The organism is Chryseobacterium sp. C2(2020) (assembly GCF_014218915.1).
GTDB classification, from domain to species: Bacteria; Bacteroidota; Bacteroidia; order Flavobacteriales; family Weeksellaceae; genus Chryseobacterium; species Chryseobacterium mucoviscidosis.
Map to the genome: position 1 here is coordinate 48,490 of NZ_JACLCT010000013.1, position 11,976 is coordinate 60,465.

General features: G+C 36.8%; 8 protein-coding genes and 1 tRNA gene. 4 read left to right on the forward strand and 5 right to left on the reverse strand.

Annotated features, from left to right (window positions below):
- Nucleotides 1–25: 25 nt before the first annotated feature.
- The 3 genes from H6W52_RS09475 to H6W52_RS09485 all read right to left on the reverse strand — a co-directional run bounded on the left by H6W52_RS09475 (nucleotide 26) and on the right by H6W52_RS09485 (nucleotide 5,552).
- A complete protein-coding gene (locus H6W52_RS09475) occupies nucleotides 26–2,044 on the reverse strand; it encodes a TonB-dependent receptor (RefSeq protein ID WP_185216659.1) in 2,019 nt (672 codons plus the stop codon).
- Nucleotides 2,045–2,490: 446 nt separating this feature from the next.
- A complete protein-coding gene (locus H6W52_RS09480) occupies nucleotides 2,491–3,663 on the reverse strand; it encodes an MFS transporter (protein ID WP_116097829.1) in 1,173 nt (390 codons plus the stop codon).
- A gap of 215 nt (nucleotides 3,664–3,878) precedes the next feature.
- Entirely contained in the window at nucleotides 3,879–5,552 is a 1,674-nt protein-coding gene (locus H6W52_RS09485; RefSeq protein WP_116097827.1) for a glutamine--tRNA ligase/YqeY domain fusion protein, read from the reverse strand.
- A 662-nt stretch (nucleotides 5,553–6,214) separates the two neighbouring features.
- Here H6W52_RS09485 and H6W52_RS09490 point away from each other — a divergent pair.
- The gene (locus H6W52_RS09490) at nucleotides 6,215–6,364 is read left to right on the forward strand and encodes a bacteriocin-like protein (protein WP_157967241.1); all 150 of its coding nucleotides are present in this window, start codon (nucleotides 6,215–6,217) and stop codon (nucleotides 6,362–6,364) included.
- On the opposite strand, the gene menC is transcribed toward H6W52_RS09490, so the two are convergent.
- Entirely contained in the window at nucleotides 6,361–7,365 is a 1,005-nt protein-coding gene (menC, locus tag H6W52_RS09495; protein ID WP_116097825.1) for an o-succinylbenzoate synthase, read from the reverse strand. The two genes, H6W52_RS09490 and menC, sit on opposite strands and share 4 nt — an antisense overlap.
- Entirely contained in the window at nucleotides 7,365–8,381 is a 1,017-nt protein-coding gene (gene fbp, locus H6W52_RS09500) for a class 1 fructose-bisphosphatase (RefSeq protein WP_116097823.1), read from the reverse strand. The genes menC and fbp overlap by 1 nt, the downstream gene beginning before the upstream one ends.
- Nucleotides 8,382–8,694: 313 nt before the next feature.
- Between fbp and H6W52_RS09505 the strand changes: the two genes are divergently transcribed.
- From H6W52_RS09505 to H6W52_RS09515, 3 genes are all read left to right on the forward strand, one after another.
- Nucleotides 8,695–9,933, forward strand: a complete 1,239-nt coding sequence (locus H6W52_RS09505) for an aspartate kinase (RefSeq protein WP_116097821.1) — start codon at nucleotides 8,695–8,697, stop codon at nucleotides 9,931–9,933.
- Nucleotides 9,934–9,957: 24 nt separating this feature from the next.
- Nucleotides 9,958–11,799 carry a lysophospholipid acyltransferase family protein gene (locus H6W52_RS09510; RefSeq protein ID WP_116097819.1) on the forward strand — a complete coding sequence of 614 codons (1,842 nt, stop codon included), beginning with the start codon at nucleotides 9,958–9,960 and terminating at the stop codon, nucleotides 11,797–11,799.
- Between the two features lie 98 nt (nucleotides 11,800–11,897).
- Nucleotides 11,898–11,970: transfer RNA gene (locus H6W52_RS09515), tRNA-Phe, on the forward strand.
- The last annotated feature ends 6 nt before the right edge of the window (nucleotides 11,971–11,976 follow it).

Sequence of the window (11,976 nt, forward strand, 5' to 3'; positions counted from 1 at the left end):
ATTTGCATAATTTGCGTGAGCCAGATTAAAAATAAACCTTCATCCCCAACACAAAATTTCTCTTTGTAGCCGGATTGTAATAACGGTTTCCGAAAGCATTAATATCAAAACCTAAAACATATTCTGTGTTGTAAAGATTCTGAATCTGAAGATACAAACTGACTCTCGTTTTTTCAAAATGTACAGGAAATCTGAACTGAATATTCCCAACTAAACTTGGTTCCGACCATACTGAATTGGCATCATTCAAAGGAATTTTTGACGTGTAAAAATGGGAATAATCTACCGAAAGTTTTCTGAAAAACGTAAAATTCAGCAAACTGTTGATTGTTGTTTTGGGAACTCCGGTAATTTCATTTCCTGAAAAATTATTTCCGCTCTGCTGATAATTTTTAAATGTAAAATCGTAAAAAATTCCCGAAAATCTGAATTTAAAATGGCTTAAAAAGTTGTTTTTCAGATTGAAATTCTTCGATTCCATTAAAATTTCAACCCCTTTTTGAACGGTTTCTCCGGAATTGACGAAGTATTCCTGTCCGGCTTCGTTCTGCCTTCTCACAATTGCATCTTTCATCCGGAAATCAAAATAACTTCCTTCCACAAAAATATAGTTGCCGAATTGTTTTCGAATCCCGATTTCCTTGTTCCAGCCGAATTCGGGTTTTAAATTTGTATTAAACTGCTGATTCGAAGAGCGGATTTCTTCATTCGTTGGTGCAGAATTCCCCTTTCCTATTTTTCCGCGCACAGAAAAACCTTTTCCCAAAAGATAGGTGAAACCAAAATTGGGCAACCATTGATTTTTAAAATGAATTTTTCCTTCTTCATTTCGGGGATATATCCGGTTCCAGTCGTAAGAATTTGAATTTAAACTGATGGAAATATCGGTGAATAATTTTTCGCTGACATTCAGTTTTTGAGAAAGAAAGAAAAATCCTGAAGTATTTTTAATCTGATCAAAATTCTGTGGGTTTCCTTCTGTTCCTCTGTTATTATCGTAATTTCTGACCAAAATATCATTAATTCCGCCTTCAAATCCCAACCGGTAGGCTAATGAAATGGTATTCCCGTTTTTTTCGTAATTGAGATGCGTTCTTAATGCAAAATTCTTTTCAAAACGGTTTTCATAATTGGTGATAAACGGATTTTCAAAATCGACATAAGAACCCTGAATTAAAATGAAATGGGAGAAATCCGGACTGAAGTTATAATCATTTGAAACTCCTGCCAAAATCATTTTATTACGGATTCCGGCATCCTGTTCTTTTGCACCCGGAACTGTTTTGGTTGCCGGTCTTGCCTGTTTCCGGTTGATTTGCATCTGTTCTAACGTGAGTCCTCCCGGAGTCTGATAACCGAGATCAGCGTATAAAATCATGGCTTTGAGCAATCCATTTTCTGAATATTGAAAATGGTCTTTTACAAAAATCTGCTTTCGCTGAACCTTCGACTGTTCCCGATAAGAATCGGTCTGATAATAGTTCTGAAAAACCTGAAAAAAGTGCTTCCCAATGTATTTGGAAAGATCAAAACTCTGGTTAAAAGTTCCATAACTTCCAATTGCCAGATTTGCGGAAATCTGGTCTGATTTTCTGGTCTGAAACAAAACAGTTCCGCCCGTTACAGCTCCGTAATCGCCGCTTTCAGGACCTTTATATATTTCCATCCGGTTGATGAGTTCAGGAGAAACAACATTAAAATAGGTGTTTCCCGAAGCATCGGACAGAATAAAATCATCAAGATAAACTTTCACATTCCGAACGCCAAAAGGGGATCGCAAAGTGCTTCCGCGAAGGGAAATCCTGTAACTTCCAGGAGAACGCTCTTCCATTCTGGCTCCTGCAATCTGATTGATGGATTCGAGCATTCTTTCGGGTGTATTCTGGTTAAGCAGATTTTCTGAAACTACAGCAACCGATTTTGTGGACGAAATAAAAGTTGTGGGTTTCTTGTAGGCATCGATTCTGACTTCTGAAATCAGTGCTGCAGAATCTTTTTCTTGAGAAAACAGCAGGGAAACGGAACATAATGAAATAGAAAGCAGAGTTTTGTCATCGAATGAAGGGAAGCAAAAACTGTACTTTTCTGTGTGGAAAATATAAATTCGCAGAAGATTTGTTTAAAATAATGTGAGTTGAGTTTACGCCAAATCTGATCTATACATTTTGGTTAAAGCCAAATTTTTCTCTTGCTCATTATAATAGTTAAATACCATTTCTATTGATATTTTACATTGTTGTTACGCGAAATTCACGCTACAATAAAAATTCCGTCAACATTTTTGTGACGGACTGAATTTCTTAGGGTGTGTTTTCCTTCGCGTGAGGGATGCGGCGGGCGGCGACGAAGGCGCCGGTGCGAGTGAGGAACGAACGAGTACGGAAGCGAAGCGGACCCCAAAGCAGCCCGACCCGAATTGTAGGGGGAAACCTCATAGGTTTTAAAAACCTATGAGGTTTAGCTCCGGAATGAGGGACACGCCCAAAACATTTAAGATTCTGCGTGTTTTCTGTCGCCAATCATCCAGGGAACAATGTAATAAAACGCAATGGCAATGATTGTGGCTAAAACTCCGGTTCCGATCCATAATATGGTGAATCCGAATCTTTCGGCGATGAACGTTCCCAAAGTAGGTGTTACAATAAAGGCGATGGAGAATGAAATTCCGTTCAAGCCCATGTAAGCTCCTTTATTGTTTTTTCCGGAGCGTAATGCCGTGATGGTTGACATAAACGGCAAAGCCCAGATTTCTCCTACGCAGAGAAGGCTCATGGATACAACCAAAGTCACGATACTGTAATCGAAACCAAGCATGGCATAAGCAAATCCGCAAATGAACGTTCCCAATAACATGGTTACTGCAAGACTGAAATATTTTTCGGCAACCTGTACCAATCCCATTTCGAGTAAAACGACTAAAAAGCCGCTGTACCCCAAAATATATCCTATACTTTGCTGACTTAAATGCGCCGTGTCTTTGTAAAAAATAGTCAGCGTACTGAACAACTGAAAAAAACAGATTGAAAAAAGCATACAGAAGAAACAATAAACCAGAAATTTACCATCGCGGTAAGGGGAATTTTCTTTTTTAATTTCTATGGCTTCCTGTACTTTTCGGGCTTTTAATTTTGCCAGAATGTTTCGTTTTTTGAAAAAGACAATGTATAAAATTCCGGCAATTAAAGCCGTGAAAGCATTGCTGAAAAATAAAAATTCGTAGGAAATTGCCGATAAAATACCGCCCAAAGCGGGACCGATGGAAAAGCCTAAATTTATTGCCATCCGGTTTAAGGAAAATGCTCTGGTTATGTTTTCGGGTTTTGCATATTTTGTAATGGCAACCGAGTTTGCAGGACGGAAGGAATCGCTTACAATGCTTTGCAGCAAAATAATGGTCGCCACTCCTATTTCTGTTTTGAATAGAGGAATTATACAAAATAAAGGCACACTGAGCAATAAACTGAGATACTGAACTCTGTATTCTCCGATTCTGTCTGTAATAAATCCGCCCAGCCAAGAACCAATTACCGAACCGATTCCGAAAAAGCTGAGTACAATTCCTGTATTTTCGATACTGAATTTTAAATGATCGGTCATGTAAACTCCCAGAAAAGGAAGCACCATGGAACCTGCACGATTGATGAGCATGACCAAAGCAAGCATCCAGCTTTCTTTGGAAAGCCCTTTGAATGAGTTGGTATATAAGTGTATAAGTTTCACAATTTTTAATTTTAATTAATGTTTTTAACCCCGAATGACACAAATGCTTTTCACGGATAACCTTATTTTTTGGTTATCGTTTTTGTTTCGCTAGGGTTAAAAACAAAAAACAGGGCTTAAAAATTAAGCCCTGTTTTATTTATATGCATAATAAATTTTTACTCCGGCTTATAAGAGTCTTTTAACGTCACAGTTCTGTTGAATACAAAGTTTGTATCCGTAGAATCCTGATCTTTCGTGAAATAGCCAATTCTCTGGAATTGAAGAGGTTCTCCAACTGCCACATCTTTTAAGCTTGGTTCAGCAAATCCCTGAATGGTAGTTACAGAATCCGGATTGATAAAGTTTAGGAAATCGACATCTTTCTCTGCATCTGGCTGTTCCACAGTGAATAATTTGTCGTAATTTCTTACTTCCACAGGAATTGCGTGTTTCGCAGACACCCAATGAATGGTTCCTTTTACTTTTCTTAAGCTTTCTTCTGTCCCGCTTCCTGACTTGGATTTTTCGTCGTAGGTTGCGTAAATGGTCGTAATGTTTCCGTTTTCATCCTTCTCTACTCTTTCACCTTTAATGATGTAAGCAGATTTCAGACGAACTTCTCCGCCTAACTTTAGTCTGAAGAATTTGTTGTTTGCTTCTTCTTTAAAGTCTTCACGCTCAATATATAATTCTCTGGAGAACGGAATTTCTCTTGTTCCTGCATTTTCCTGTTCAGGATTGTTTTCTGTTTCCAGCCATTCTTCTTTTCCTTCCGGATAGTTTTCAATGACTAATTTGACAGGATCCACAACCGTCATTACACGTTTTGCGACTTTATTAAGGTCTTCACGAACGCAGAATTCCAGTAATTGAAGCTCAATAAGATTTTCTCTTTTGGCAACACCTACTTTTTCAATAAAATTTCTGATGGAAGCAGGCGTAAATCCTTTTCTTCTCATTCCGGAAATCGTAGGCATTCTCGGATCATCCCAACCGTTTACTACATTTTCGGCAATCAGCCTCTGTAGTTTTCTTTTGGAAGTAATCATGTAAGAAACGTTCATTCTCGCAAATTCTCTCTGCTTGTTTTTCACTTTTCCTTCTTCGTACACCTGATCCAAATACCAATTATATAAAGGTCTGTGGTTTTCAAACTCTAAAGAACACAGCGAGTGAGAAATTTGTTCAATATAATCACACTCACCATGCGCCCAGTCGTACATTGGGTAAATTTTCCAATCGGTTCCTGTTCTGTGGTGAGGTTTGTTCAGAATTCTGTACATCACAGGATCACGCATGTTCATATTCGGTGAAGTCATATCAATTTTTGCACGAAGAGACATAGAACCGCTTTCGAACTCACCGTTTTTCATTCTTTCGAATAAATCTAATGATTCTTCAACAGGACGGTTTCTGAACGGAGATTCCACACCCGGCTCTGCAGGATTTTTTCTCTGTTCGGTAATCACTTCAGAAGGCTGCTCATCTACGTAAGCTTTTCCTTCTTTTATTAACTGAACTGCCCAATCGTAAAGCTGCTGGAAGTAATCGGAGGCGTACAAAACTTTATCCCATTTGAAACCCAACCATTCAACGTCTTTCATAATAGAATCTACAAATTCCTGTTCTTCTTTTTCAGGGTTCGTATCGTCGAAACGAAGGTTTACGGGAGCATTGTATTTTTCACCCAAACCGAAGTTGATGCAGATCGCTTTTGTATGACCTACATGCAGATAACCGTTTGGTTCAGGCGGAAAACGGAAACGGAGCTGATCTTTTCCCAGACCGTTTGCCAAATCATCTTCGATAATTTGCTCAATAAAATTGAGTGATTTTTTTTCTTCTTCCATTAAATTTCGCTTTTAATTGCTGTATAATACGGCAATTTGCAAATTTATGAAATTTTGAGGGTTTATGGAAATAATAATGCAAAAGAGTAATAGTGGATTTGCATTTCTTTTGGGTTATATTTTTTGCAGATATTAAAATTTCAAATAAAAATAACATCAATACTTTCTAAGAATTAACAAAATAAAAGAAATTTATACCTGTAAAAGTAAAAATAAAAGAAAAAAAACTCCAAACAGCTATTATACAACAGTTTACAATTTATTAAAGAAAAATGTTAAAAAAATAAAAATTATGCATTGACTTTTGGCATAAAGATTGTAAATTTATTACCACAAAAATATTAACATTTTATATTATGAAAAAGGTTAAAAGTAAGTTTTCTTTATTTTTGGAATACATTAAGAAAGCGATTTTTGTAAAAGATGTTATCTAATCGCCAATCACCTAATTTATAAACACTAAGATTATACGACTGAAAACTACAAATTAAAAATCTCAAAACAATTTCCGAAAGTTACACAAAGTTCTGATGTACTTTGGATGTATTCTATATACTTTAACTTATATTATTCACTTTAACGTGTGTTAATATAAGTTAAAGTTGTTGTACATTAAAAAAAAGAAATTCATATTTACATTACAAAACCAAAAAAATGTTTCTATGAAAAATCTAAAAAAACTTAAGAAGAGTGATTTAAAAACAATCAAAGGAGGTATTGTTCCCATCGGCTGTCTTAACTGGAATCCTAAATTAAGATGCTGCAGAACATGGGATGAAGAACATTACAACAATCCTGTTTGTGAAATCTAATTTTTAAACCACAGTAATTCTCCTTTCAGATCCAGATTTGAATCGAAATTATTAACGAATAAAGCTCCGGTTCCCAATCCTTGCGGCATCGGGCTTTTTTTTGTAAAAGTATACTGAGCAATCGCATTCAGACCAATATTGCTTTCCAGAGCAGATGTAATCCACCACCCAATATTCATACTTTCCGCGAGAGAAATCCATTCATCAGATCCTGAAAAACCTCCTACTAAAGCGGGTTTTAAAATGATATACTGAGGATTTACGGTTTCTAGTAATTTTCTTTTTTCATTAAAATCTGTAATCCCGATCAGTTCTTCATCCAAAGCAATCGGAGTAGGCGTTTCAAGACATAATTCTGATATATCGTTCCAGTTTCCTGCTTTTATCGGCTGCTCGATGGAATGAATATGTAGATCGGCTAATTGCTGCAAAACGACTTTTGCTTCTTCTTTATTAAAACCTCCGTTCGCATCCACGCGAAGCTCAAGCCTGTCTTTTGAGAACTTCTGTCTCAGTTTCTGAAGAATATCATGTTCGGATTTCCAGTCGACTCCTATTTTGAGCTTGATGCAGTGAAAACCTTTTTCCAGCTTATCCTGAATCTGCTCTTCCATATAATTGATGTCGCCCATCCAGATCAGACCATTAATGACGATCGGATTCTTTCCTTCTGTAAAATCACTTGGGAAATACAGGTTTTCACCATTTTTTAAATTCAGAACAGCCTGTTCGTATCCGAACCAAATGGAAGGAAATTCTTTCAGTTCCTCTTTTAAAAACTCAGTTTCCTGCTGAATATTTTCACAAAGCCATTTTAATTTACCTTCATAATCCGGTCTGTCGTCAAAACTTAATCCTCTGAAAATTGCACACTCTCCTGTTCCTTCTTTTCCGTTTTCTGAAATTTTGAGAATAAAGGTCTCTTTTTCAAGCAAAACGCCGCGAGATGTTCCACTCGGGCGTTTGAATTCTAATAAATATCTTGAATATTCTGCTTTCATTATTTTACACTGTCAATTCGCATAAATTCTTCCGCTTTCTCCACCATATCGACACTTCCGCAGAAAAACGGAATTCTCTGATGCAATTCTGTCGGTTCAATTTCAAGGATTCTTCTGAAGCCGTCTGTTGCTTTTCCTCCTGCCTGTTCTGCAAGGAAAGCCATCGGATTACACTCGTACAGCAATCTCAGTTTTCCGTTCGGAGCCTGCGAATACGAAGGATAGATATAGATTCCGCCTTTCAGCATATTTCTGTGAAAATCTGCCACCAACGAACCGATATATCTTGAAGTATATGGTCTGTCTCCTTCTTCCATCTGGCAATATTTAAGATAATTTTTTACGCCCTGAGGAAATTTGATATAGTTTCCTTCGTTAATGGAATAAATTTTTCCTGTTTTTGGGAAAGTCATATTCGGATGAGACAGATAATAGGTTCCCAAAGAAGGATCTAATGTAAATCCGTTCACTCCGTTTCCTGTTGTATACACGATCATTGTGGAAGATCCGTAGATAACATATCCTGCTGCGATCTGGTTAACTCCTTTCTGTAAAAAGTCTTCCAACTGAACCGGAGTTCCGGGCTCTGTAACTCTTCTGTAGATTGAGAAAATGGTTCCTACCGAAACATTTACATCAATATTTGAAGAACCGTCAAGAGGATCAATCAGCACCACATATTTGCTTAAATGTCCGTTTTCGCCACATTTAATATCGATGAAATCGTCGTTTTCTTCGGAAGCAATTCCACAGACAACCTCTCTCTGAGACAAAGCGGTAATAAAAATTTCATTGGCAATTACATCCAGTTTCTGTTGCTCTTCTCCCTGTACATTCTGGTTTCCTGCAGCGCCTGCGATGTCTACAATTCCTGCTTTATTTACTTCTCTGTTTACAACTTTTGAAGCCAGTCTTATTGCACTCAAGAGACGGGAAAACTCTCCCGTGGAATACTGAAAATCATCCTGTCTATCAATAAGAAATTCTCCTAAAGTCTGTAATGGTTGCTCTGACATATTTTGCTTTTTACGTTTTCTCCAAATTTCGTAAAATTTATTACAATTTAAAAGAATAATTAATAAAAGACCTTAATTACTGTCTATCAATACAATAAACCAATATAAATCTATTTAAAAAAATCTTAAGCTGGATTTAGCATTCCCTTTTTATTGTGGCAATCGGAATAATTTCTGCTTATTGATAATTTTAATAAAATCTTAAGCCTGCAGCGATATTCTGCTCTTTCATATCTCGTTGTAAATGTATAATTTTGTCACCCGTAAAATATTCCCACAAATTTTATCTAACAATTTTATTATTAACAATTTAATGAAAATTTTCAAGTTTGGTGGAGCATCGGTAAAGGATGCCGAAAGTGTAAAAAATGTAGCCATGGTTTTAAAAAGCCAGGGATTTGCCAAATGTCTGCTGGTAATTTCGGCGATGGGCAAAACGACAAATGAGTTGGAAAAGGTTGTAGAACTTTATTTCAAGAAGGATAACTATCAAACTGAAATTGAAAAGATAAAACGAAAACACATTGAGATTGCGGAAGGATTATTTCCTGAAAATCATGCGGTGTTTGCGGAAATCAATTTATTTTTTGACGATATTGATTCTTTTTTAAGAAGAAACAAATCTCCGAACTACGATTTTGTTTATGATCAGGTGGTAAGCTGCGGAGAAATGATTTCTACGAAAATTGTGAGCGAATATTTGAATGAAATTCAGTTTAACAATCAGTGGCTGGATGCAAGAGATTATGTAAAAACCGACAATTCTTACAGAGAAGGTGTGGTAGACTGGGCAAAGACGGAAGAATTTATTTCCAATTTAAATAAAGAAATCTGCTACGTTACGCAGGGATTCATCGGTTCGGATAATAACAATTTTACGGTAACATTAGGAAGAGAAGGCTCTGATTATTCTGCCGCGATTTTTGCGTATTGCCTCAATGCAGAGGCTATGACGATTTGGAAAGACGTTCCGGGCGTAATGACGGGAGATCCGAGAAAATTCAAAGATGTGACGTTGCTTTCCAATATTTCATACGAAGAAGCAATTGAAATGGCGTATTACGGAGCAAGTGTGATTCACCCGAAAACATTACAGCCGCTTCAGCAGAAAAACATTCCTTTTTACGTAAAATCTTTTGTAGATCCTACAAAGGAAGGAACAAAAGTAGGTGCTTCGGAAAAGAACCAGAGCGAAGAATCTTATATTTTAAAGGAAAAACAGACTTTGCTGAAAATCTCCACAAGAGACTTTTCATTTATCGCAGAAGACCATATGAGTCTTATTTTCGGATATTTATCCAAGTACAAAATTAAAGTTTCCCTGATGCAGAATTCTGCAATTTCATTGGCTTTATGTCTTGAAGATAAATTCAATACTGTAGATGAATTAAATGAAGAACTTCAAAAAGTATTTAAAACAGAAGTTATAAAAAATGTATCTTTATTTACCGTAAGAAATGCGAAAATAGAGAACATAGATAAATTTTACCAGGAAAAAAGTGTATTATTGGAGCAGATTGCGAAAAATACGCTTCAAATGGTAACACAATAAAAACTAATTGCGACTAAACACAATATGAGTTTAATTTCGAAAAACGATCTGATAAAGGCTTCCGGCTTAAGTAAAATAGGATTTTTAAAGAATCCTGTAGCATCTGCTGTGATGAGCATTGCTAAAATAAACGAAGTAAATAAATTATACGACAAACTAAAAGACAAGGAAGGCAAAGACTTTTTCGACTCATTTGTAAGAGAGCGCAACTTAAGCTATATCGCTTTTGAAGAAGATCTGGCAAAAATTCCGAAAACGGGACCTTTTATTCTGGTATCCAATCATCCGCTTGGCGCGATTGACGGAATTTTAATGTGCAAAGTTCTGTCAGAAGTACGTCCGGATTTTAAGGTGATGGGAAATTTCCTTCTGGAAAAGATCAAGCCGATGGAGCCGTACGTAATTGCGGTAAACCCTTTTGAAGGCAGAAAAGAAGCATACAGCAGCTCTTCAGGAATGCGGGAAACGTTAAAGCACCTGCAAAATGGAGGCTGTGTAGGAATTTTCCCTGCAGGAGAAGTTTCCAATAAGAACAATCCTTACGGTGAAATTCTGGATAAAGAATGGGAAAAACCGGCATTAAAGCTCATCAGAATGGCAAAAGTGCCGGTCGTTCCTATGTATTTTCATGCAAAAAACAGCAGGATATTTTATCAGGTGGCAAAAATTCATCCTAATTTGCAGACCTTGATGCTTCCGGCAGAAATGATGAACGACAGGGAAAAACCGATCAGAATAAGAATCGGAAAACCTATTACCGTTAAGGCGATGGATGATATGGAAACCATCGAGGAACTGGGAGAATTTCTGAAACGTAAGGTTTATATGATGAAATCTTACTACGAAAAGAGAAAATCTTTGGCGCAAAGTATCAATCTTAAAAATCTTTCGGTAAAATTCCCTTTACTAAGAGAAGAAAATATCGTTCAGAATATCATCGACGAAACTCCTAAAGAAGATATTTTAAAAGACATCAATAAACTGAAAGGCACAGATAAGATGTTTTTCAGCAACGGAAATTACGAAGTTTATTTTACCACTTACGAAGAAATCCCTTCTATTATGCGGGAAATCGGGAGACAGCGTGAGCTTACCTTCCGTGCAGTGGGTGAAGGAAGTAATTTGCCGTTCGACCTTGATGAATACGACAAACATTATCATCATCTTTTCCTTTGGGACAGTGCCGCTGAAAAACTTGTAGGAGCTTACAGAATGGCTTTGGGTAAAGAAGTGATGAAGAAATCCGGCATCAAAGGTTTTTACACCAGTTCTTTATTTGAATTCGAGCAGGACATTCATCCTTTTTTCAAAAAAGTGATTGAAATGGGTCGTGCATACATCTGTCAGGAATACCAGCAGAAGCCGCTTCCGCTTTTCCTTTTATGGAGAGGAATTGTGCATGTCTGCTTACGAAATCCGGATCATAAATTTTTAATGGGCGGCGTAAGTATTTCCAATAAGTTTTCAGAGTTTTCCAAATCTCTGATGATCGAGTTTATGCGTTCGAATTATTATGATTCTGCAGTAGCGCAGTATATCACTCCAAGAAACGAATACAAAGTAAAGCTTCGCGACAGGGACAAGCATCTGTTTTTTGAAGAAATGGAATCTGATCTGAACAAGCTTGATAAGATCATCGATGATCTGGAACCGGAACTGAGACTTCCTGTTTTAATTAAAAAATACATTAAGCAGAACGCGAAAGTTATCGCTTTTAACGTTGATCCCAACTTCAATGATGCGATAGACGGATTGATGTATATCCGAATAAGTGATCTTCCGGAAAGTACGATTAAGCCTGTATTAGAGGAAATGAGCGAACAGATAAGACGCGAACAGGAAAATAATTCGGTTGAAAATCAGTAGGTTTTTAAGTTTTGTTAAAAAAAGTCTTGTTAATACTTGCTTCATATACTAAAACTTACTACTTTTGCATCACTTTAAAACAACGAAGTAACAAGAATGGTTTCTTAGCTCAGTTGGTAGAGCAATGGATTGAAAATCCATGTGTCCCTGGTTCGATTCCTGGAGAAACCACTTAAA